This window comes from Clostridium folliculivorans (assembly GCF_024341905.1).
Lineage (GTDB): Bacteria > Bacillota > Clostridia > Clostridiales > Clostridiaceae > Clostridium_AR > Clostridium_AR folliculivorans.
On sequence record NZ_BQXY01000017.1, the window covers coordinates 1 to 21,424 of the forward strand.

The 21,424-nt window shown below is 34.3% G+C and carries 39 protein-coding genes; all 39 read left to right on the forward strand.

All coding sequences use genetic code 11. The annotated features are described in order from the left end of the window. The coding region (locus OCU55_RS22975) for an EF-Tu C-terminal domain-related protein (protein ID WP_486598820.1) at positions 1-123 on the forward strand (123 nt) is incomplete at its 5' end. 801 nt (positions 124-924) lie between these two features. Then, positions 925-1,233, forward strand: coding sequence for a 30S ribosomal protein S10 (gene rpsJ, locus OCU55_RS22980; RefSeq protein ID WP_200271890.1), 309 nt, complete (start codon positions 925-927; stop codon positions 1,231-1,233). Between the two features lie 83 nt (positions 1,234-1,316). Next, positions 1,317-1,946: a 50S ribosomal protein L3 gene (gene rplC / locus OCU55_RS22985; protein ID WP_261854618.1), complete on the forward strand. Its 630-nt coding sequence runs from the start codon at positions 1,317-1,319 to the stop codon at positions 1,944-1,946. A 25-nt stretch (positions 1,947-1,971) separates the two neighbouring features. Then, positions 1,972-2,592, forward strand: a complete 621-nt coding sequence (gene rplD / locus OCU55_RS22990; RefSeq protein ID WP_200271973.1) for a 50S ribosomal protein L4 — start codon at positions 1,972-1,974, stop codon at positions 2,590-2,592. Continuing rightward, on the forward strand, positions 2,592-2,888 hold the full coding sequence (gene rplW, locus OCU55_RS22995) for a 50S ribosomal protein L23 (RefSeq protein WP_200271886.1): 297 nt from the start codon (positions 2,592-2,594) through the stop codon (positions 2,886-2,888). The genes rplD and rplW overlap by 1 nt, the downstream gene beginning before the upstream one ends. Positions 2,889-2,945: 57 nt before the next feature. Further along, positions 2,946-3,779, forward strand: a complete 834-nt coding sequence (gene rplB, locus OCU55_RS23000; RefSeq protein ID WP_261854619.1) for a 50S ribosomal protein L2 — start codon at positions 2,946-2,948, stop codon at positions 3,777-3,779. A gap of 69 nt (positions 3,780-3,848) precedes the next feature. Next, positions 3,849-4,130 carry a 30S ribosomal protein S19 gene (gene rpsS, locus OCU55_RS23005; protein ID WP_128211276.1) on the forward strand — a complete coding sequence of 94 codons (282 nt, stop codon included), beginning with the start codon at positions 3,849-3,851 and terminating at the stop codon, positions 4,128-4,130. Positions 4,131-4,154: 24 nt separating this feature from the next. Beyond that, the gene (gene rplV, locus OCU55_RS23010; RefSeq protein WP_183279207.1) at positions 4,155-4,490 is read left to right on the forward strand and encodes a 50S ribosomal protein L22; all 336 of its coding nucleotides are present in this window, start codon (positions 4,155-4,157) and stop codon (positions 4,488-4,490) included. A 17-nt stretch (positions 4,491-4,507) separates the two neighbouring features. Then, the gene (rpsC, locus tag OCU55_RS23015; RefSeq protein ID WP_261854620.1) at positions 4,508-5,173 is read left to right on the forward strand and encodes a 30S ribosomal protein S3; all 666 of its coding nucleotides are present in this window, start codon (positions 4,508-4,510) and stop codon (positions 5,171-5,173) included. A gap of 21 nt (positions 5,174-5,194) precedes the next feature. Continuing rightward, entirely contained in the window at positions 5,195-5,629 is a 435-nt protein-coding gene (gene rplP, locus OCU55_RS23020) for a 50S ribosomal protein L16 (RefSeq protein ID WP_261854621.1), read from the forward strand. Next, the gene (rpmC, locus tag OCU55_RS23025; RefSeq protein WP_200271879.1) at positions 5,629-5,841 is read left to right on the forward strand and encodes a 50S ribosomal protein L29; all 213 of its coding nucleotides are present in this window, start codon (positions 5,629-5,631) and stop codon (positions 5,839-5,841) included. The genes rplP and rpmC overlap by 1 nt, the downstream gene beginning before the upstream one ends. A 20-nt stretch (positions 5,842-5,861) precedes the next feature. Further along, positions 5,862-6,116: a 30S ribosomal protein S17 gene (gene rpsQ, locus OCU55_RS23030; RefSeq protein ID WP_261854622.1), complete on the forward strand. Its 255-nt coding sequence runs from the start codon at positions 5,862-5,864 to the stop codon at positions 6,114-6,116. 32 nt (positions 6,117-6,148) lie between these two features. Continuing rightward, positions 6,149-6,517, forward strand: a complete 369-nt coding sequence (gene rplN, locus OCU55_RS23035) for a 50S ribosomal protein L14 (RefSeq protein WP_183279202.1) — start codon at positions 6,149-6,151, stop codon at positions 6,515-6,517. Between the two features lie 20 nt (positions 6,518-6,537). Continuing rightward, a complete protein-coding gene (gene rplX, locus OCU55_RS23040) occupies positions 6,538-6,852 on the forward strand; it encodes a 50S ribosomal protein L24 (protein ID WP_261854623.1) in 315 nt (104 codons plus the stop codon). A 25-nt stretch (positions 6,853-6,877) separates the two neighbouring features. Further along, a complete protein-coding gene (gene rplE / locus OCU55_RS23045) occupies positions 6,878-7,417 on the forward strand; it encodes a 50S ribosomal protein L5 (RefSeq protein ID WP_200271875.1) in 540 nt (179 codons plus the stop codon). Between the two features lie 14 nt (positions 7,418-7,431). After that, positions 7,432-7,617 (forward strand): type Z 30S ribosomal protein S14, encoded by a 186-nt coding sequence (locus tag OCU55_RS23050; protein WP_128211285.1) that lies wholly within the window; start codon positions 7,432-7,434, stop codon positions 7,615-7,617. Between the two features lie 33 nt (positions 7,618-7,650). Further along, a complete protein-coding gene (rpsH, locus tag OCU55_RS23055) occupies positions 7,651-8,049 on the forward strand; it encodes a 30S ribosomal protein S8 (RefSeq protein WP_183279199.1) in 399 nt (132 codons plus the stop codon). Positions 8,050-8,121: 72 nt separating this feature from the next. Further along, positions 8,122-8,664, forward strand: a complete 543-nt coding sequence (gene rplF, locus OCU55_RS23060) for a 50S ribosomal protein L6 (RefSeq protein ID WP_261854624.1) — start codon at positions 8,122-8,124, stop codon at positions 8,662-8,664. Positions 8,665-8,682: 18 nt separating this feature from the next. Beyond that, on the forward strand, positions 8,683-9,045 hold the full coding sequence (gene rplR / locus OCU55_RS23065; protein WP_183279197.1) for a 50S ribosomal protein L18: 363 nt from the start codon (positions 8,683-8,685) through the stop codon (positions 9,043-9,045). 15 nt (positions 9,046-9,060) lie between these two features. Continuing rightward, positions 9,061-9,558, forward strand: coding sequence for a 30S ribosomal protein S5 (gene rpsE, locus OCU55_RS23070; protein WP_206871090.1), 498 nt, complete (start codon positions 9,061-9,063; stop codon positions 9,556-9,558). Between the two features lie 13 nt (positions 9,559-9,571). Beyond that, positions 9,572-9,751: a 50S ribosomal protein L30 gene (gene rpmD / locus OCU55_RS23075; protein ID WP_128211290.1), complete on the forward strand. Its 180-nt coding sequence runs from the start codon at positions 9,572-9,574 to the stop codon at positions 9,749-9,751. A gap of 20 nt (positions 9,752-9,771) precedes the next feature. Beyond that, positions 9,772-10,212, forward strand: a complete 441-nt coding sequence (gene rplO, locus OCU55_RS23080; RefSeq protein ID WP_261854625.1) for a 50S ribosomal protein L15 — start codon at positions 9,772-9,774, stop codon at positions 10,210-10,212. A 2-nt stretch (positions 10,213-10,214) separates the two neighbouring features. Beyond that, the gene (secY, locus tag OCU55_RS23085) at positions 10,215-11,492 is read left to right on the forward strand and encodes a preprotein translocase subunit SecY (RefSeq protein WP_261854626.1); all 1,278 of its coding nucleotides are present in this window, start codon (positions 10,215-10,217) and stop codon (positions 11,490-11,492) included. A gap of 23 nt (positions 11,493-11,515) precedes the next feature. Beyond that, entirely contained in the window at positions 11,516-12,166 is a 651-nt protein-coding gene (locus OCU55_RS23090) for an adenylate kinase (RefSeq protein WP_261854627.1), read from the forward strand. Next, positions 12,166-12,915: a type I methionyl aminopeptidase gene (map, locus tag OCU55_RS23095; protein ID WP_261854628.1), complete on the forward strand. Its 750-nt coding sequence runs from the start codon at positions 12,166-12,168 to the stop codon at positions 12,913-12,915. Before OCU55_RS23090 ends, map begins: the two co-directional genes overlap by 1 nt. A gap of 87 nt (positions 12,916-13,002) precedes the next feature. Beyond that, the gene (locus tag OCU55_RS23100; protein ID WP_261854629.1) at positions 13,003-13,284 is read left to right on the forward strand and encodes a KOW domain-containing RNA-binding protein; all 282 of its coding nucleotides are present in this window, start codon (positions 13,003-13,005) and stop codon (positions 13,282-13,284) included. Positions 13,285-13,291: 7 nt separating this feature from the next. Beyond that, complete coding sequence (infA, locus tag OCU55_RS23105) at positions 13,292-13,510, forward strand: translation initiation factor IF-1 (protein ID WP_005212092.1); 219 nt, start codon at positions 13,292-13,294, stop codon at positions 13,508-13,510. Positions 13,511-13,656: 146 nt separating this feature from the next. Then, positions 13,657-13,770, forward strand: a complete 114-nt coding sequence (gene rpmJ / locus OCU55_RS23110) for a 50S ribosomal protein L36 (protein ID WP_003373491.1) — start codon at positions 13,657-13,659, stop codon at positions 13,768-13,770. A gap of 221 nt (positions 13,771-13,991) precedes the next feature. After that, the gene (gene rpsM, locus OCU55_RS23115) at positions 13,992-14,360 is read left to right on the forward strand and encodes a 30S ribosomal protein S13 (protein ID WP_128211295.1); all 369 of its coding nucleotides are present in this window, start codon (positions 13,992-13,994) and stop codon (positions 14,358-14,360) included. A 15-nt stretch (positions 14,361-14,375) separates the two neighbouring features. Continuing rightward, positions 14,376-14,771, forward strand: a complete 396-nt coding sequence (rpsK, locus tag OCU55_RS23120; protein ID WP_128211296.1) for a 30S ribosomal protein S11 — start codon at positions 14,376-14,378, stop codon at positions 14,769-14,771. Between the two features lie 25 nt (positions 14,772-14,796). Then, positions 14,797-15,417 (forward strand): 30S ribosomal protein S4, encoded by a 621-nt coding sequence (rpsD, locus tag OCU55_RS23125; protein WP_261854630.1) that lies wholly within the window; start codon positions 14,797-14,799, stop codon positions 15,415-15,417. A gap of 95 nt (positions 15,418-15,512) precedes the next feature. After that, positions 15,513-16,460, forward strand: coding sequence for a DNA-directed RNA polymerase subunit alpha (locus OCU55_RS23130; protein ID WP_183279190.1), 948 nt, complete (start codon positions 15,513-15,515; stop codon positions 16,458-16,460). A 16-nt stretch (positions 16,461-16,476) separates the two neighbouring features. Beyond that, positions 16,477-16,818, forward strand: a complete 342-nt coding sequence (rplQ, locus tag OCU55_RS23135) for a 50S ribosomal protein L17 (protein ID WP_128211299.1) — start codon at positions 16,477-16,479, stop codon at positions 16,816-16,818. A 197-nt stretch (positions 16,819-17,015) separates the two neighbouring features. Then, complete coding sequence (locus OCU55_RS23140; protein ID WP_261854631.1) at positions 17,016-17,861, forward strand: energy-coupling factor transporter ATPase; 846 nt, start codon at positions 17,016-17,018, stop codon at positions 17,859-17,861. Continuing rightward, a complete protein-coding gene (locus OCU55_RS23145; protein WP_261854632.1) occupies positions 17,846-18,703 on the forward strand; it encodes an energy-coupling factor transporter ATPase in 858 nt (285 codons plus the stop codon). Before OCU55_RS23140 ends, OCU55_RS23145 begins: the two co-directional genes overlap by 16 nt. Positions 18,704-18,723: 20 nt before the next feature. Further along, positions 18,724-19,536, forward strand: a complete 813-nt coding sequence (locus OCU55_RS23150) for an energy-coupling factor transporter transmembrane component T family protein (protein ID WP_261854633.1) — start codon at positions 18,724-18,726, stop codon at positions 19,534-19,536. Between the two features lie 13 nt (positions 19,537-19,549). Next, a complete protein-coding gene (gene truA / locus OCU55_RS23155) occupies positions 19,550-20,284 on the forward strand; it encodes a tRNA pseudouridine(38-40) synthase TruA (protein ID WP_261854634.1) in 735 nt (244 codons plus the stop codon). A gap of 157 nt (positions 20,285-20,441) precedes the next feature. Continuing rightward, positions 20,442-20,876, forward strand: a complete 435-nt coding sequence (rplM, locus tag OCU55_RS23160; RefSeq protein WP_261854635.1) for a 50S ribosomal protein L13 — start codon at positions 20,442-20,444, stop codon at positions 20,874-20,876. 26 nt (positions 20,877-20,902) lie between these two features. After that, positions 20,903-21,295: a 30S ribosomal protein S9 gene (rpsI, locus tag OCU55_RS23165; protein ID WP_206871081.1), complete on the forward strand. Its 393-nt coding sequence runs from the start codon at positions 20,903-20,905 to the stop codon at positions 21,293-21,295. Positions 21,296-21,424 lie beyond the last annotated feature (129 nt).

Below are 21,424 nucleotides of genomic sequence, written 5' to 3' on the forward strand. Positions count from 1 at the left end.
GACCACATCGACATGAACGTTGAACTAATCACTCAAGTAGCGATGGATGAAGGATTAAGATTCGCTATAAGAGAAGGTGGAAGAACTGTAGGTTCAGGTGTTGTTACTAGCATCATCGGCTAATATTCTTAAACATTTAATTAGTATTAAATTATAATTTATATAAATTGCTTTCCTTTAGTACCGGTTGAACTTTCGGGAAATATGCCTGAATCTGAATAATGAAAATAGTTTGCGCAAACTAGGATTATTATTTGGAGTAAAGGAATGGTTCGAGTATATACTTAAACGTGAATTAATAAGCGCAATATTAATTCATAAGTTCAAAAAGGCCTTAAATAGCAAGTAAAGAGACGTCTTTACTTGCTATTTTTATTATTTTTAAAAATCTATAATGAAGTAAGCTCTGAGTGGAACAAATTTTAAGGTGATAAAAGATTAATCACTCCAAATGTAAAGAATGAGAAGAAAAATGCATTGGGTATTTAATTTTACTATAAGATATATTGGAAAAGGCAAATACGCGAAAAAGTTTGATTGTTTTGATTTACTACATATTAAAATGAATAGAAAAATAAAAAATAAGCAAAATAAGAAAATGTGTAGTAATTTAACAGAATTTGCAGACAAATTTCTCGAAAAGTATAATAAATAGATTATTTAGCAAAGATGAAGTAAAAAGATAAAAAAAGCTTGAAAATCAAATTTGTTCATAGTATAATAAAGAAGTTGCAAAGCAAACAGTGATGAATCAAGAGGTTGCGGGACTTCCCGGTAATTCTTGATGAGTATGTCTGGATCTAGAATCCGACGACAGGGAATCTGTATGACTATTTCTAAAATTACGAAACACCCGGTGCAGTTTACAGAAGTTCCGCTGTTGTGCGTAAGAAGTAATGCGTACATGAAAAGGAGGGAAAGCAAATGTCAAAACAAAAAATAAGAATCAGATTAAAAGCGTTTGATCACACAATATTAGATCAATCAGCTGAGAAAATTGTTGAAACTGCTAAGGCTACTGGAGCAAAGGTTGCAGGACCAGTTCCACTACCTACTGAAAAAGACATTATAACAGTTCTTAGAGCAGTTCACAAATATAAGGATTCAAGAGAGCAGTTCGAAATCAGAACTCACAAGAGATTAATCGATATAGTTAATCCATCACCAAAAACTGTTGATGCGTTAATGAGATTAAATCTTCCAGCAGGTGTAGATATCGAAATAAAGCTTTAATTTTAGATTATAAGTTTTTATGATTTTGAACTATTATGATTGCTTGAAAGTAATCCGCTAATAAGTTTAGGAGGTGTAACCACATGAAAAAAGCAATATTAGGAAAAAAGATTGGAATGACTCAAATATTTGATCAAAATGGTAAGGTTGTTCCAGTAACTGTTATTGAAGCTGGTCCATGTGTAGTTGTTCAAAAGAAGACTATTGAAAAAGATGGTTATGAAGCAATTCAAGTTGGATTTGGTGATGTAAGAGAAAAGTTGGTTAACAAGCCAATGAAAGGACACTTTGCAAAAGCTGGTGTTGCATTAAAGAGACGTCTTAAAGAGTTCAGACTTGAAGATGTATCAGCTTATGAAGTAGGTCAAGAAATAAAAGCTGACTTATTCCAAGTTGGAGAAAAAATCGATGTTTCTGGTATATCAAAAGGTAAGGGATTCCAAGGAACAATAAAGAGATGGAATGGACACAGAGGACCAATGACTCACGGTTCTAAGTTCCACAGATCTGTTGGTTCAATGGGAGCTTCTTCAGATCCATCAAGAACATTTAAAAATAAGAAAATGCCTGGACATATGGGTGCTGAAAATACAACTGTTCTTAACTTAGAAGTTGTAAAAGTAATGCCTGAAAAGAATCTTATACTAATAAAGGGTGGTATCCCAGGTCCTAATAAGGGAACTGTAGTTATAAGAAACACAGTTAAGGGTTAATTTTCTGTAGAAAGGAGGAATAATGATGCCTGTAGTAGGATTATTTAATAAAGAAGGACAAAAGGTTGGAGATTTCCAATTAAATGAAAATGTGTTCGGAGTTGAAATAAATGAACATGCAATGCATCAAGTAGTTGTAGCATTGCTTGCTAATAAAAGACAAGGAACTCAATCAGCTAAAACAAGAGCTGAAGTTTCAGGTGGTGGAATAAAGCCATGGAGACAAAAAGGAACTGGTAGAGCAAGACAGGGTTCAACTAGATCACCACAATGGGCACACGGTGGTATTGTATTTGCACCAAAGCCAAGAAGTTATAGAGTATCTATACCTAAAACTATGAGAAGAGTTGCTATGAAATCTGCATTAAGCAGCAAAGTAGTTGATAACAGCTTATTAGTTCTTGAAGGTTTAGATTTCGAAGCTCCAAAGACAAAGCAAGTTATTGGTCTTTTAAATGCTTTAGAAGCAAAGAAGACATTAATAGTAACTGCTGAATCAAACGAAAATGTATATAAATCAGCAAGAAATATTCCTGGAGTTGCAGTAATTCCAGTAAATAATATTAATGTTTATGATTTATTGAAATATGATAAGCTAGTGATCACTAAAGATGCAGTAGCTAAGATTGAGGAGGTGTACGCATAATGAATTTAAATAGCCATGATATAATAAGAAAGCCAGTTATTACTGAAAAGAGTATGGCGATAATGGCAGAAAAAAAATACACCTTCATAGTTCATAAAACAGCAAACAAAGTTCAAATAAAGAAAGCTGTAGAAGAAGTTTTCGGCGTAACAGTTGAAGATGTTAAAACTATGAGATTTGAAGGAAAAACAAAGAGAGTTGGCGTTCACATCGGAAAGAGAGCTGACTTCAAGAAAGCTGTAGTTAAGCTTACAGCAGATAGCAAGAATATTGAATTCTTTGAAGGAATGCAATAACAATAAAAGCAGTTATTGGTCATAAGGCCAGATAAGCGTAAGAAGGAGGGAATTTAAATGGCAGTTAAGAAGTTTAACCCTACCACACCATCAAGAAGAAATATGACTATGTCTACTTTCGAAGAAATAACTACTGATATACCAGAAAAATCACTTCTTGTATCATTAAGTAATACTGGTGGTAGAAATGCACAGGGTAAAATAACTGTTAGACACCACGGTGGTGGAGCTAAGAGAAAATACAGAATTATCGATTTTAAGAGAAACAAAGATGGAATTACAGCAAAGGTTGCTACTATAGAATATGATCCTAACAGATCTGCGTATATAGCACTTGTTGTATATGCTGATGGTGAGAAGAGATACATACTTGCTCCAGTTGGATTAAAAGTTGGAGATGTAATAGTATCAGGACCAGAATCAGATATAAAACCAGGAAACGCTCTTCCTTTAAAGAACATTCCAGTTGGTACATTTGTACACAATGTAGAATTACAAGCCGGTAAGGGTGGCCAAATGGTTAGATCAGCTGGTACAGCTGCTCAGCTAATGGCTAAAGAAGGCGGATATGCTACTTTAAGATTACCTTCAGGTGAAATGAGATATGTTAGAATTGAATGCAGAGCTACTATAGGTACTGTATCAAACTTAACACATGAAATCATCAAGATAGGTAAAGCTGGTAGAAAGAGACACATGGGTTGGAGACCAACTGTAAGAGGATCTGTAATGAACCCAGTAGACCATCCACACGGTGGTGGTGAAGGTAAGTCACCAGTAGGTAGACCATCTCCATTAACACCATGGGGTAAACCAGCTCTTGGATACAAGACAAGAAAGCATAAAAAATACTCAGATAGATTCATCATTAAGAGAAGAAACAACAAGTAGTATGAAGAGAGTGTTTAATTCTCTTCATAACTTACTAACTTATTCGGAAAGTGAAGGGAGGATATTCTAGTGAGTAGATCAACTAAAAAGGGACCTTTCGTGCATGCTGGTCTTATGAAGAAAATAGAAGAAATGAATCAAGCTGGTGACAAGAAAGTTGTAAAGACTTGGTCAAGAAGCTCAACTATATTCCCACAAATGATTGGTCATACAATTGCTGTACATGACGGAAGAAAGCACGTTCCAGTTTATGTATCAGAAGATATGGTTGGACATAAATTAGGTGAATTTGCATTGACAAGAACTTTCAAAGGTCATGTTGATACAGAAAAGACTTCAAAGAGAAAGTAATAGCCTGGAAAGGAGGAACTTAGAATGGAAGCTAAAGCTATAGCTAAGTATGTAAGAATGTCTCCTTTAAAAGTAGGAGTTGTTCTTGATTTAATAAGAGGAAAAAATGTTAATGAAGCTTTTGCTATATTACAATATACTCCAAAGGATGCTGCTGAAGTAATAAATAAAGTACTTAAGTCAGCTGTTGCTAACGCTGAAAACAATCATAGTTTAGATGTTAGTAGATTATTTGTAGCACAAGCACATGTAGGTCAAGGACCAACATTAAAGAGATTCAGACCTCATGCTCAAGGTAGAGCGTTCAGAATAAACAAGAGAACAAGTCATATAACACTAGTTGTTAAAGAAAGAGCTTAATAGAAGGAGGGAAACAGATGGGTCAAAAAGTGCATCCTCATGGATTAAGAGTTGGCGTTATTAAGGATTGGAATGCTAAATGGTATGCTGATAAGAAGAACTTCGCAGACAATTTAGTTGAAGATCATCAAATAAGAACATTCGTGAAGAAAGAATTATACTCAGCAGGTATTTCTAAGATTGAAATAGAAAGAGCTGCAAAGAGAGTAAAGTTAAATATATTCACTGCTAAACCAGGTGTTATAATCGGTAGAGGCGGATCTGGTATTGAAAGTCTAAAAGTTAAGTTAGAAAAGTTCATAAAAGAAAAGAACGTTCTAATTAACATAGTGGAAGTTAAAAGAGCTGAAGCTGATGCTCAATTAATGGCTGAAAATATAGCTTCACAATTAGAAAAGAGAATATCATTCAGAAGAGCTATGAAGCAAACAATTCAAAGAGCTATGAAGACTGGAGTTAAGGGTGTTAAAACTGCTTGCTCAGGTAGACTTGGCGGAGCTGAAATTGCAAGAGCTGAATTTTATCATGAAGGAACAATTCCACTACAAACATTAAGAGCAGATATAGATTACGGATTTGCTGAAGCAGATACAACTTACGGTAAAATTGGAGTAAAAGTTTGGGTTTACAATGGAGAAGTTCTTCCAACTAAAAAAGTAGAGAAAGAACAAGTAAACGCATAGTAAGAAAGGAGGAATAACATCATGTTAATGCCTAAAAGAGTAAAGCATCGTAAGGTACAACGTGGTAGAATGACAGGTAAAGCTACAAGAGGTAATTTCCTTGCGTATGGAGACTACGGAATTCAAGCTACAACTTGTGGATGGATAACAAGCAATCAAATAGAGTCAGCGAGAATAGCTATAAACAGATACATTAGAAGAGGCGGTAAGCTTTGGATAAAGATATTCCCTGATAAGCCAGTAACTGAAAAACCTGCTGAAACAAGAATGGGATCTGGTAAAGGTTCACCTGAATACTGGGTAGCAGTTGTTAAACCAGGTAGAGTATTATTCGAATTATCAGGAGTTCAAGAAGAAGTAGCTAGAGAAGCTATGAGACTTGCATCACACAAACTTCCTGTAAGAACTAAGTTCGTTACAAGAAGAGATTTTGAGGAAATGGGTGGTGAAGAATAATGAAAGCTACAGAATTAAAAGAATTAAGATCAAGCAATCCTCAAGATTTAAAGGTTAAATTAAACGACCTTAAAGCTGAATTATTCAATTTAAGATTCCAATTAGCAACTGGCCAATTGGAGAATCCAATTAGAATAAGAGAAGTTAAGAAATCAATAGCTCAAATTAAAACAATAATAAGAGAAGAAGAATTGAAGGCATTCCAACAATAGTCTGAAAGGAGGTTTGTCCTGTGGAAAGAGGATTAAGAAAAAAGAGAATAGGAAGAGTTGTTTCAGATAAAATGGATAAGACTATAGTAGTTGCAGTTGAAACTAAGGTAAGACATCCATTGTATGGAAAGACAGTTAATAGAACTACTAAGTTTAAGGCTCATGATGAAAATAATGAAGCAAAACTTAATGATAGAGTACAAATAATGGAAACAAGACCATTATCGAAGGATAAAAGATGGAGACTTGTTGAAATAATTGAAAGAGCTAAGTAATTTGGCTTAAGTTTCGAAAGGAGGGTAATTCAATGATACAACAACAAACCTTACTTAAAATTGCAGATAATTCTGGAGCAAAGGAAATAATGTGTATCAGAGTTTTAGGCGGTTCAAAAAGAAAGTATGGTAACATCGGAGATATAATCGTTGCTAGTGTTAAAAGTGCAACACCAGGCGGAGTTGTTAAAAAAGGTGATGTTGTAAAAGCAGTTATCGTTAGATCAGTAAGAGGACTAAGAAGAGCAGATGGTTCATACATCAAATTTGATGAAAACGCTGCAGTTATTATAAAGGAAGATAAGCAACCAAGAGGAACTCGTATCTTCGGACCAGTTGCTAGGGAGCTAAGAGATAAGGAATTTAACAAAATTTTATCATTAGCACCTGAAGTTCTATAATAGATTAGGAGGTGGCTAAGATGAAGGTACATGTAAGAAAGAACGACACTGTAGTTGTAATATCAGGAAAAGACTCAGGTAAAATCGGTGAAGTTTTACAAGTATCACCAAAGACAGGAAAAGTTCTTGTTAAGGGTGTTAACATAGTGAGTAAACATGAAAAACCAAGCAGAACAAACATGCAAGGTGGAATAATTAAGGTTGAATCACCAATATATAGTTCAAAGGTTATGCTATATTGCGATAAATGTAAAAGCGCAACTAGAATAAGCCATAAGGTTTTAGAAGACGGAACTAAAGTAAGAATATGTAAGAAGTGTGGAGAAACATTCTAGAATCTGAAAGGAGGTACAAAAAATTATGCCAAGACTTCAAGAAAAATATGAAAAAGAAGTAGTTCAAGCAATGATGGAAAAGTTCGGTTATAAGAATGTAATGCAAGTTCCAAAGCTTGAAAAAATAATAGTTAACATGGGAGTAGGAGAGGCTAAAGATAATCCTAAGGCCCTAGAATCAGCTGTTAGTGACTTAACAATAATAGTAGGTCAAAAACCTATTATAACAAGAGCTAAGAAGTCAGTTGCTAACTTTAAGATCAGACAAAATATGCCATTAGGATGCAAGGTTACATTAAGAAAAGCAAAGATGTATGAATTTGCTGATAAATTAGTGTCAATAGCACTTCCAAGAGTTAGAGATTTCAGAGGAGTTTCAAGCAAATCCTTTGATGGTAGAGGAAATTACTCACTAGGAATCAAGGAACAATTAATATTCCCAGAAATCGAGTACGATAAAGTTGATAAAGTTAGAGGAATGGATATTATCTTCGTTACAACTGCAAATACTGACGAAGAAGCAAGAGAATTGTTAAGATTCTTGGGAATGCCATTCGCTCAATAATAAGGAGGGTTACGATGGCACGTAAAGCAATGATTGAAAAATGGAAAAAAGAGCCTAAGTTCCAAACTAGGGCTTACACTAGATGTAGATTATGTGGAAGACCACATTCTGTACTTAAAAAATTCGGAATTTGCCGTATCTGTTTTAGAGAACTTGCTTACAAAGGAGAAATCCCTGGATGCAAGAAGGCAAGCTGGTAAAATCATTGATGTAATGAAAGGAGGCACAATATAATGGTTATGACAGATCCTATAGCAGATTTGCTAACACGTATAAGAAATGCAAATGCTGTGAGACATGAAGTAGTAGAGGTACCTTCTTCTAACATAAAGAAGGCTGTAGTAAATTTATTATTACAAGAAGGTTACATTAAGAATGTTGAAGAGTACAATGATGGTGTTGTACCAATGTTAAGAATCGCTTTAAAATACGGTTCTAACAAAGAAAGAGTTATAACTGGATTAAAGAGAATCTCTAAACCAGGTTTAAGAGTATACTGTAAGAAAGATGATATTCCTAAGGTTCTTAATGGATTAGGAGTTGCAGTAATATCTACTTCAAAAGGTATAGTTGTTGATAGAGAAGCTAGAAAAGAAGGCCTAGGCGGAGAAGTTATTTGCTACGTATGGTAATTACTATCCCATATAGATAGGTTAAGTATAAATATATTAGGTCGTTTATGCCAAAATACAGGAGGTGCAATTATGTCAAGAGTTGGTAGATTGCCGATAGCTATCCCTGCTGGCGTAACTGTTACTGTAACACCAGACAACGTTGTTACAGTAAAGGGTCCAAAGGGAGAGCTAGTTAAAGCTATGCACAAGGACATAACAATAGCAGTTGAAGACAACCAAGCGGTTGTTACAAGACCAAGTGATGTTAAAGAACACAGAGCTCTACATGGTTTAACAAGAGCTTTATTAAATAATATGGTTACAGGTGTAACTAATGGATTCCAAAAAACATTGGAATTAGTAGGTGTAGGTTACAGAGCACAATTACAAGGTAAGAAGCTTGTAATGAACCTTGGATACTCACACCCAGTAGAAATAGAACCAGTTGATGGAGTAACTTTTGCTTTAGAGGGAACTACAAAAGTTTTCGTTCAAGGTATTGATAAAGAAAAAGTTGGTGCAGTTGCCGCTGATATAAGATCATGGAGAGAACCAGAACCTTACAAAGGTAAAGGTATTAAATACTCAGATGAAGTTATCAGACGTAAGGAAGGTAAGACTGGTAAGAAGTAATAGAAAGGAGTGAACCTTATGTTCAAGAAGGTAGACAGAAAAGCGTCAAGAGAAAGACGTCACCTTAGAGTACGTAAGAAAGTTTTCGGTACTTCAGCTAGACCAAGACTTTCAGTTTATAGAAGTGAAAAGAATATATATGCTCAAATAATAGATGATGTTAATGCTGTTACTTTAGCATCTGCTTCAACTCTAGATAAAGAGTTTACAGCAAAAGCTGGAAGCAATAAAGAAGCTGCAAAGTTTGTTGGCGAATTAGTTGCTAAGAGAGCTGCTGAAAAAGGCATAACAGAAGTTGTTTTTGACAGAGGCGGATATGTATATCACGGCAGAGTTCAAGAATTAGCTAATGGTGCAAGAGAAGCAGGACTAAAATTCTAATAAGGAGGGAAATACATGAGAATCGATCCTAGCACACTAGACCTTAAAGAAAAGGTTGTTTTCATAAACAGAGTTACTAAGGTTGTTAAGGGTGGTAGAAACTTCAGATTCAGCGCTCTAGTAGTTGTAGGAGATGGCAACGGACACGTAGGCGTTGGAATGGGTAAGTCAATTGAAATACCTGAAGCAATTAGAAAAGGAATTGAAGATGCTAAGAAGAACTTAGTAGAGGTTGCTATAGTTGGAACAACAGTACCTCACCAAATATATGGTAAGTTCGGAACTGGTAAGGTTCTTATAATGCCAGCTACAGAAGGTACTGGAGTTATAGCAGGAGGCCCTGCAAGATCAGTACTAGAATTAGCAGGATTAAAGGATGTTAGAGCTAAGTCATTAGGTTCTAATAACCCAAGAAACATGGTTAACGCAACAATCAACGGATTAGCAAGCTTAAGAACAGCTGAGGATATAGCTAAATTAAGAGGAAAATCTGTTGAAGAGATTTTAGGTTAGGAGGGATTAGGCGATGGCTAAACTAAAAGTAACATTAGTTAAAAGCTTAATAGGTAGAAAAAAGGACCATATCGCTACTGCAAATGCCCTTGGACTAAGAAAAATCGGTAAAACAGTAGAACATGAGGAAACTGCTCAAATCAGAGGTATGATAAACAAAGTTGACTACTTGTTAAAGGTAGAAGAAGTTTAATAACAAGGAGGTGTACTTAAATGAAACTTCATGAGTTAAAACCAGCTGCTGGAAGCAAAAAAGCTCCAAAGAGAGTAGGTAGAGGTACTGGTTCAGGATTAGGAAGAAACGCTGGTAAAGGTGAAAAGGGTCAAAATTCAAGATCTGGTGGTGGTGTTAGACCAGGATTTGAAGGGGGCCAAATGCCACTTTACAGAAGACTGCCTAAAAGAGGATTTACAAACATATTTGCTAAAGAATATGTTACAATAAACGTAGATAGATTAAACGTATTTGAAAATGGAACAGAAGTTACTCCAGATTTATTACTTGAAAGAAGAGTAGTAAGTAAGGTGCTTGACGGAGTTAAGATATTAGGAAACGGAAATGTTGAGAAGAGTTTAACAGTAAAAGGTTGCAAGTTCTCAAAATCAGCGGCTGATAAAATAGTTGCTGCTGGAGGAAAAGTTGAGGTGATCTAATAATGCTATCAACCCTACGTAATGCCTGGAAGGTTCCGGAGTTAAGAAAAAGATTGATATGGACTTTTGTATTAGTTGCAATTTTCAGGATAGGAAATCATATTCCTGTTCCTGGAATTGATACAACTAGTCTTGATAACCTTACTAAGTCCGGAAGTTTATTTGGATTCTATGATTTAATTTCTGGTGGTGCTTTTAAAAGATTTAGTATATTTGCATTAGGAGTTGTTCCTTATATTAATGCATCAATCATAATGTCGTTGTTGAATATTTCTATTCCTCAGCTTGAGCAACTTTCAAAAGAAGGTGAAGAGGGAAGAAAGAAGATTCAAAAGATTACTAGATATGCGTCAATAGCATTTGGTTTTATAACAGCATATGGTACTTATGTTCTTATTCATAATTTAGGAGCATTAAAAACTGATACACCTTTCAATACATTTTTGATAATGTTGACATTGGTAGTTGGTTCAACCTTCTGTATGTGGTTAGGAGATCAAATAACAGTTAAAGGTATAGGTAATGGTATTTCACTTTTAATATTTGTAAATATCATTTCTAGATTCCCTCAAACTTTGAGTGCAGTATTAAGTACTCAAAGCAAGGGCGATACAAATATAGTTGAAGTATTTTTATTAGCTGTAGCATCACTTGCATTATTAGCAGCAGTTATATTCTTATCTCTTTCTGAGAGAAGAATAACTGTACAATATGCTGGAAAAGCAGTTGGTGGGAAAGTTTATAAAGGACAATCAACTCATATTCCTTTAAGCTTAATAGGGTCAACAGTTATAGCAATAATTTTTGCTATGTCAGTAATGCAATTCCCAAATGTAATTGCTCAGTTTTTCCCAACAAAGGAATGGTCTAAGTGGATTATAGCTGGAACTTGGAGTCCATTTAATAAAGATACATGGCTATATTTAGTCATCTATGCTATATTAACTATATTCTTCACTTGGTTCTATACTCAGGTTACATTTAAACCTGAAGAAATGTCTGAGAATATGCATAAATCAGCAGGGTTTATTCCTGGAATAAGACCTGGTCAACCAACAGCAGATTATTTAACAAGACTTTTAGATAGAATCTCATTATTAGGTGGTATTTTTGCTGCGATTATAGCAGTATCACCACTATTAGTAGAAAATTATACAGCTTTTAAGGGTCTTTCATTTGGGGGAACATCTCTCCTAATATTAGTTAGTGTTTCACTTGAAGTTATGAGACAATTGCAATCTCAACTTGTTATGAGACATTACCAAGGATTCCTTAAATAGATTAAACAATGGAGATGATGCCCGTGAAAATAGTATTATTAGGTCCTCCTGGTGCAGGAAAGGGAACACAGGCAAAATCAATAAGTAATAGATACTCCATTCCACATATATCTACTGGTGATATATTTAGAAAGAATATTTCTGAAAATACTCCTTTAGGTGTAGAAGCTAAAAAATATATTGATGATGGTCAGCTCGTGCCAGACGATGTGACTATCAATATGGTTAAAGATAGGCTTCAGCAAGAAGACTGTAAAAACGGATATCTATTAGATGGTTTTCCTAGGACAGTTCATCAAGCAGAGGCATTACAGTTATTTTTACAGGATAGAGAAGAAAACTTGGATACATCTTTATGCATTGATGTTCCAAAGGGATTTATTTTAGAAAGAATGACTGGTAGGAGAGTTTGTCCATCGTGTGGAGCTAGCTACCATGTAAAATTCAACCCACCAATAGTAGCTGGCAGGTGTGATGTTTGCGGAAGTGATATCATTCAAAGAAAAGACGATGCAGAAGAGACCGTTAGGGAAAGACTAGATGTCTATGAAAGACAAACACAGCCACTGATTGATTTTTATAGCAATAGAGATATGCTGTCAGTTGTTGATGGTACTAAAGCAATCAATGAGGTCTTTGAAAGTATCTGTCGCATATTAGGGAGCGATAAGTAATGATTATATTAAAAAATGATAATGAAATCGACCTAATGAGAAAAGCAGGAAGACTTCTTGGAGAAGTATTATTACTTCTAGAAGAGAATATAAAACCAGGAATAACTACAGCTGAACTAGATAAAATTGCAGAAGAATTTATAACTAAGCATGGAGCAAAACCATCTTTTAAAGGCTTATATGGATTTCCTAGTTCACTTTGTATATCGGTTAATGAAGTTGTAGTTCATGGATTTCCAGGAAAGTACAGATTAAAAGAAGGGGATATAATAAGCGTTGACGGTGGTGTCTTTTTAAATGGATATCATAGCGATGCTGCTAGAACCTTTGCTGTAGGTGAAATTTCTGATCAAGCAAAAAAGTTAATAGATGTGACCAAAGAAAGTTTCTTTAAAGGGATAGAAAAAGCTCATGTAGGAAATAGATTGACAGATATATCTTATGATATTCAGCAATATGTTGAATCAAATGGATTTTCTGTAGTACGTGATTATGTAGGACACGGCATTGGTAAGGATGTGCATGAGGATCCTGAAGTTCCTAATTTCGGGCGTCCAGGTAGAGGTCCTAAACTTACAGAGGGTATGGTTTTAGCAATTGAACCTATGGTTAACATAGGGGATTATCATGTTAAAACATTATCTGATGATTGGACTGTAGTAACAGTTGATGGTAGCTTATCAGCGCACTATGAGAACACTGTAGCTATACTACCAAATGGCCCTGAAATATTGACACTGATAAAATAAATACGTGTTGCTTAGTTATAAATTCACATCTTGCCATTTTATTGGCTATGTTGATTTATGGCTAAGGTAATCATCGAGGTGAAAACTTTGCAAAAAGACACTTTAATTGGCAAGATGGTATTTTCAAAAGCAGGAAGAGATGAAGATAAACCTTATGTAATTGTTGATCAGTTAAATGAGGAATATGTTTTGCTTGCTAATGGAAATACAAAAACATTAGAAATGCCAAAGAAAAAGAAACTAAAACACTTAGTTTTAACTAATAAAGTGGATGAACATGTTAAGGAATGTATATTATCAAAAGATAATACTACAGATCTTAAATTAAAGAGATTTTTAAAACTTAATGGCATTGTCAAGGAGGTCTGATTACCTTATGTCAAAAGATGATGTAATAGAAATGCAGGGTGTGGTGCTAGAAGCACTACCAAATGCTATGTTTCAGGTTGAGTTAGAAAGCGGACATAAGATATTAGCACATATTTCAGGAAAGCTTAGAATGAACTTTATAAGAATTCTACCAGGAGATAAAGTTACTATTGAACTTTCTCCATATGATTTAACTAGAGGTAGAATAACTTGGAGAGCAAAATAGCATTCTTAAGAGATTTTAATATTTTGTGTTAACAAATCAAATTAATAGCAATCAAATTTTGCTAGCGAAAATACTATTCAGAGTAGTTTAAAGATAATATATGATATTATCTTTGGACCTCTAAAGGAATACGAGGAGGGTTAGCGATGAAGGTAAGACCATCAGTTAAGCCTATTTGCGAAAAGTGCAAAGTTATAAAAAGAAAAGGAAGAGTAATGGTAATCTGTGAAAATCCTAAGCACAAGCAAAAACAAGGCTAATAAGAAAATATAAGAAAAGAAAAATAATTTACATTAGTATAAAAGTATTTGTTGACTTTTTGCTAAAACTAAAATAAGATTATATAGGTATTTTCTTAATGCTAATAAATTTTAGGTGCGGCTGACTATAGGCGTTACCTATAGACCTAAGATTTTTTATATAAAATATGAATTAGAAACTTTAGAAAACGCATTTCAATTACCAGGAGGTGTAACTTTTAATGGCAAGAATAGCAGGTGTTGACCTACCAAGAGAAAAAAGAGTTGAAATAGGTCTAACTTATATATATGGAATAGGACTACCTACTTCACACAAAATTCTTGAAGCAACAGGAGTAAATCCTGATACAAGAGTTAAGGATCTTACTGAAGAAGAAGTAAACGCAGTAAGAGATTACATCAACAAGAACTTAAATGTTGAAGGTGATCTAAGAAGAGACATTGCGTTAAACATTAAGAGATTAGTTGAAATTGGTTCTTACAGAGGAATTAGACACAGAAGAGGTCTTCCAGTAAGAGGTCAAAAGACTAAGACTAATGCTAGAACAAGAAAAGGTCCTAAGAAGACTATAGCTAACAAGAAGAAATAGTGAGGAGGGAAGACAATGGCAGCTCAAAAGGTTAAGAAGACAAGAAGAAGAAAAGAGAGAAAGAATGTTGAACATGGTGCTGCACACATCAAGTCAACTTTCAATAACTCTATTGTTACTTTAACTGATGTTCAAGGTAATGCATTATCATGGGCAAGTGCAGGTGGATTAGGTTTTAGAGGCTCAAGAAAGAGCACTCCATATGCAGCTCAAATGGCAGCAGAAACTGCTGCAAAGGCAGCAATGGAACACGGTTTAAAGAGTGTTGAAGTTTATGTTAAAGGTCCAGGAGCTGGTAGAGAAGCAGCAATCAGATCTTTACAAGCAGCAGGTCTTGAAGTTACATTAATAAAAGATGTTACTCCAATACCACACAACGGATGTAGACCACCAAAAAGAAGAAGAGTATAGTTTACGTAATTAGGAGGTGTAATTAATGGCAAGATATACTGGAGCTACATGCAGATTATGTAGAAGAGAAGGTATGAAACTATTCCTTAAAGGGGATAGATGCTATACAGACAAATGCGCATTTGTTAGAAGAAGTTATGCACCAGGACAGCATGGAGCTAGCAAGAAGAAACTTTCTAACTATGGCGTACAATTAAGAGAAAAGCAAAAAGCAAAGAGAATATATGGTGTTCTTGAAAGCCAATTCTCAACATACTATAAAAGAGCTGAAAAATTAAGAGGAATTTCTGGTGAAAACCTATTAAAACTTCTTGAATTAAGACTTGATAATGTTGCATTCAGATTAGGATACGGCGCATCAAGAGTAGAAGCTAGACAATTAGTTAACCATGGTCATTTCTTAGTAAATGGTAAGAAGGTTGACATTGCATCATACAAATTATCAGTAAATGACGTTGTAACAGTATCAGAAAAAAGCAGAGCTTCTGAGAAGTTCAAAGTTTTTGCTGAAAATCCAAAGCCATTACCAAAATGGTTAACAGGAAACCCTGACAACTTTGAAGGAAAAGTTGTAGCTGAGCCTGCAAGAGAGGACATCGATGTTCCAGTTAATGAAACACTGATCGTCGAATTATACAGCAAGTAACAGTAATATTTGTATAGGTTTTTTAATCTTTGCAGATATAGGATCAGTTGCCCTCACAATAAGGTTGCCATTTTATATAAAAGGAGGGTTTGTTAATGTTAGAAATAGAAAAGCCAATAATCGAATGTGTTGAATCTAGCGATGACGGTACTTATGGTAAATTTGTTATCGAACCGCTAGAAAGAGGTTATGGAACAACTCTTGGTAATGCATTAAGAAGAATATTACTTTCTTCTTTACCAGGAGCTGCACCAACATCAGTAAAAATTGATGGTGTAGTCCATGAGTTTTCTACAGTAACTGGTGTGAAGGAAGATGTTACAGAATTAATTCTTAATATGAAGTCCTTAGCTCTTAGAATGACTGGAGATGGCCCAAAAACTATATATATTGATGCAAAAGGACCTGGAGTAGTTACAGGTGCTGATATAAAGACTGATGGTGATGTAGAAGTTGTTAGCGAAGATTTACATATCGCAACTTTAGATGAAAATGCTAAGTTGTATGTGGAAATTACCGTTAATAGAGGAAGAGGGTATGTTTCCCAAAATAAAAATAAGAGCGACAATCTTCCAATAGGTTCTATTGCAATGGACTCAATATATACTCCTGTAAAAAGAGTTAATTTCACAGTTGAAAATACTAGAGTTGGCCAAATCACAGATTATGATAAGTTAACTTTAGAAGTTTGGACTAATGGAACAATAAAGATTGAAGAAGCTATAAGCTTATCTGCAAAGATTCTTATAGAACACTTCAAGTTATTTATGACTCTTACAGACAACACTAATGATGTTGAAATAATGATTGAAAAAGAAGAAGATAATAAAGAAAAAGTACTTGAAATGACTATAGAGGAGCTTGATTTATCAGTTAGATCATATAACTGTTTAAAGAGAGCTGGTATAAACACTGTTCAAGAGCTTGCTCAAAGATCAATGGATGATATGATGAAGGTAAGAAACCTTGGTAAGAAGTCCCTTGAAGAAGTTGAAAGAAAGCTTAAAGAATTGGGTTTAGGTCTTAGATTAAATGACGAGTAGGTAAGGAGGTAAAGCTATGGCAGGATATCGTAAGTTAGGTCGTCCTACTGATCAGAGAAAAGCTATGCTAAGAAACCTTGTTACAAGCTTCTTAAAGCATGGTAAAATAGAAACAACTGAAACAAGAGCTAAAGAAGCTAGAAGTCTTGCAGAAAAAATGATCACTCTTGCTAAAAGAGGAGATCTTCATGCAAGAAGACAGGTTTTGTCTTTTGTTACTGAAGAAGCAGTAGTGAAGAACTTATTTGAAAATGTTGCTCCAAAATACACTGAGAGAAACGGTGGTTATACAAGAATGTATAAAGTTGGCCCAAGAAGAGGCGACGGAGCTGAAATAGTTATACTTGAATTAGTATAATTTACTGGGGATTAAGTTACGGCTTAGTCCCCATTTTAACATATAATTTTATTTAGATGTATATTCATGTGTAAACAGTATAGAAAACTGTTATTTTATAAAGTATAATAGACAATAGGTATTGTCCATATTATAAAACTTATTCAACCACTAGTAAGCTTTATAATGTGATTAGATTTAATTTTGGAGGAATTTCAATGAGTGATAAGATGGTTGAATGTAAAGATCTCACTTTTAAATATGTAAATGGTGAAAATGGAGAAGAAAAGTATGCTATTAATGGTGTTAACTTAAGTGTTAAAAAAGGTGAATTTTTAGTTGTGCTTGGCCATAATGGCTCAGGAAAGTCCACAATTGCTAAACATATAAATGCATTACTTCTTCCTAGTGGAGGAAAAGTATATGTGGATGGGATTGACACATCTGATGCAAGTAATACTTGGGAAGTAAGAAAAAGAGCTGGAATGGTGTTTCAGAACCCTGATAATCAGATGGTAGCTACTATTGTAGAAGAAGATGTGGCTTTTGGACCTGAAAATTTAGGAATAGAACCTTCAGAAATAAGAAAAAGAGTAGATGATAGCTTAAAGAAAGTTGAAATGTACGAATATAGGAAGCATGCTCCTCATCTCTTATCAGGAGGACAAAAGCAAAGAATTGCAATAGCTGGTATTTTAGCGATGAGACCACAATGTATAATATTAGATGAACCTACGGCTATGCTAGACCCTATAGGTAGAAAAGAAGTTATTAGTACTATAAAAGATGTTAATAAGACTTATGGAATAACTATAATTCTTATAACTCATTATATGGACGAAGCTGCTGAAGCTGATAGAATAATCGTTATGGATCAAGGTAAGGTAATGATGGAAGGCGTTCCAAGAGAAGTGTTTTCACATGTTGAAACTATGAAGAATATAGGGTTGGATGTGCCTCAAGTTACAGAATTGGCTTATGAACTTCAAAAGTCAGGAATAAATATAAGTACTAAAATATTAAATGTAGATGAGATGGTGGATGCATTATGTCAATTAAAATAGAAAACTTAACTCATATATATATGCCAAAATCACCTTTTGAGAAAAAAGCATTAGATGATGTATCATTAGAAATAATGGATGGTCAGTTTGTAGCTCTTATAGGTCATACTGGTTCAGGTAAATCAACGCTTATTCAGCATTTAAATGGATTATTAAAACCATCTAGTGGAAAGATAATTGTTGATGATATAGATATAACTCAAAAAGGGGTAAAGCTTTCAGATATAAGAAAAAAAATAGGACTTGTATTCCAATATCCAGAATATCAACTTTTTGAAGAAACCATAGAAAAGGATATACAGTTTGGACCAAGGAACCTAGGACTATCAGAAGATGAAATAGATAAAAGAGCTAAGAGAGCTATGAAAATGGTTGGTTTAGATTATGAGATGTATAAGGATAAATCACCATTTGAACTAAGCGGAGGTCAAAAAAGAAGAGTTGCTATAGCTGGAGTTGTGGCAATGGAGCCTAAAATATTAATATTAGATGAACCTACGGCTGGATTAGATCCTAAGGGTAGAGATGAGATACTAGAGCAGATAAATATACTTCATAAGGAATATAATATGACTATAATTCTGGTAAGTCATAGCATGGAAGATGTGGCAAAGCTGGCTGATAGAGTAATAGTAATGAATAAGGGTAAATCTATATTAGATGGTGTCCCTTCTGAAATATTTAATAAAATTGAAGTATTAGAAGAAGTAGGATTAGCTGCACCACAGGTAACCTACTTAGTTAGAGCATTAAGAAATAAAGGTTTTAATATAAGCAGCAGTGTATTTACAGTAGAACAAGCTAAAGAAGCATTGCTACAATATATAAAAAATACCAAGTAGGAAGGGAGATTAGGGATATTATGCTAAAGGAAATTACAATAGGCCAGTATATACCTGGTGATTCGTTCATACATAAGTTAGATCCAAGAACTAAAATATTGATATCCATGCTTTTTATAGTTTCTCTTTTTATTATGAATAAATATGTTGGATATATTTTTGTTACAGCTTTCTTATGTGCATCAATATTATTTTCACAAGTTCATGTAAGGTTTTTATATAGAGGGTTGAAACCTGTCTTTGTACTTATTTTGATAACTGCTGCATTAAATATCTTCATGATTCAAGGTAAGCCAGAGAATTTGCTTTTTGCTTGGAATTTCTTTAAAGTATATAAAGAGGGAATAGATACTGCGGTATTTATGACACTCAGACTTATATTCTTAATTTTAGGGACATCTCTATTAACATTAACCACATCCCCAATAGAATTAACTGATGGAATTGAGAATCTTCTTAATCCATTTAAGAAAATAGGGGTTCCAGCACATGAGCTTGCGATGATGATGACTATAGCATTGAGATTTATACCTACTTTAATGGATGAAACTGATAAAATAATGAAGGCTCAGCAAGCTAGAGGAGCTGATTTTGAATCAGGTAATGTTATACAAAAGGCTAAGAGTTTGATTCCTTTATTAGTTCCTCTGTTCATAAGTTCATTTAGAAGAGCTGATGAGCTTGCCATGGCAATGGAAGCTAGATGCTATAGAGGTGGAGAAGGAAGAACAAGAATGAAGCAGCTAAAATATGAAGCTAGAGATGTTGTAGCTTATATTATTATAATTGCTTTACTAGTGATAAGTTTTTACGTTAGATTCGGAATAAGATAATTAGGTGATTTGGTTGAGAAATATAAAACTTGTTTTAGAGTATGATGGAACTGGTTATAATGGCTGGCAAAAGCAGAAACATGGGATGACTGTACAAGATAAGTTAGATAAGGCAATTAGAACTGTAACTAAAGAGGAGATAGAGACGCTAGGAAGCTCTAGAACGGATTCTGGAGTTCATGCAAGAGGTTATGTAGTGAACTTTAGGACTAATAGCAGGATACCTGCTGAGAGGTTTAAGGATGCCCTTAATACAAAGCTACCAGATGATATCTTAGTTATATCATCTGAAGAGGTTTCAGATGAATTTCATGCTAGATATTCATCAAAGGGAAAAATGTATAGTTATACTGTAAGAAACAATGAAGCACCAACCGTTATAGGAAGAAACTATTTTTACAATTATGAAGAAAAACTAGACATAGAGTCTATAAGAGTGGCCGCTCAATATTTTTTGGGAACTCATGATTTTAAGGCTTTTCAAAATAAAGGTGGATCAGTGAAAACCACTGTTAGAACAATAACTCAGCTAGACATTGAAGTAAATGATGATATTATTAAATTTTACGTGGCAGGTAATGGTTTTTTATATAATATGGTTAGAATAATAGTAGGAACCTTAATGATGGTCGGTGTACATAAGATTGAGCCAAGTGATGTAAAGAAAATTATATCAGAGGGAATAAGACAAAAAGCTGGAAAGTCTGCACCAGCTTGTGGTTTATGTTTAGAAAAAGTTTTTTACTAAATTATTGATAAAAATTGTTGACACGCCCGTAAGCGTGTATTATAATAGTCTATGTTCGTGAGATACGTGTATAAGATCCACTTAGCATGGATCTTGACATTATAGATTTGACTATATGCGTAAGCAAGCTTTAAAGAAAGTTCAGGGAGGGAAAACGATGAAATCATACATTGCAAAAGCTAATGAAGTTGAAAGAAAATGGTATGTCGTTGATGCTGCTGGAAAGCCACTAGGAAGAGTTGCTAGCCAAGTTGCTTCAATATTAAGAGGTAAGAATAAGCCAACATTTACTCCAAATGTTGATTGCGGAGATTTCGTAATAATTATAAATGCTGAAAAGGTTCTTTTAACTGGAAAGAAATTAGATCAAAAGTTTTTAAGAAAACACAGCCTTTATCCAGGTGGATTAAAAGAAACTCCATATAGAGAAGTTTTAGATAAGAAGCCTGAATTTGCATTTGAAGAAGCTGTAAGAAGAATGCTTCCAAAAGGAGTTTTAGGAAGAAAAATGCTTACAAAGCTAAAGGTTTATAGAGGTGCAGAACATAACCATGCAGCTCAAAATCCAGAAGTACTTGAATTAAAGTACTAATTTGACGCTCGGGAGGAGGATTAGAAATGGCAAAGGTTCAATACATGGCTACTGGAAGAAGAAAGAAATCAGTTGCAAGAGTTAGACTTGTTGCAGGTGAAGGTAAGGTAGTAATCAATAACAAAGATATAGAAACATATTTTGGTTTAGAAACTTTAAGAGTTATAGTTAATCAACCATTAGTATTAACTGGAACTAAAGATAAATTTGATGTTATAGTTAATGTACATGGTGGTGGACTTACAGGTCAAGCAGGAGCTATAAGACATGGTATATCAAGAGCTCTAGTTAAATCTGATGAAGCAGTTAAGCCAGAAATAAAGAAAGCAGGATTCTTAACAAGAGATCCAAGAATGAAGGAAAGAAAGAAATACGGTCTTAAGAAAGCTAGAAGATCACCACAGTTCTCAAAGAGATAGTATTTCAAAAAAAGAGGAGCAGTCCTCTTTTTTTTATGCCCAAATTTATAATTGGCAAACATATCTATAGATATACTTTTAAAATAGTGTATAAATCTATAAATAGTGCAGAAAATACTACAGATATGA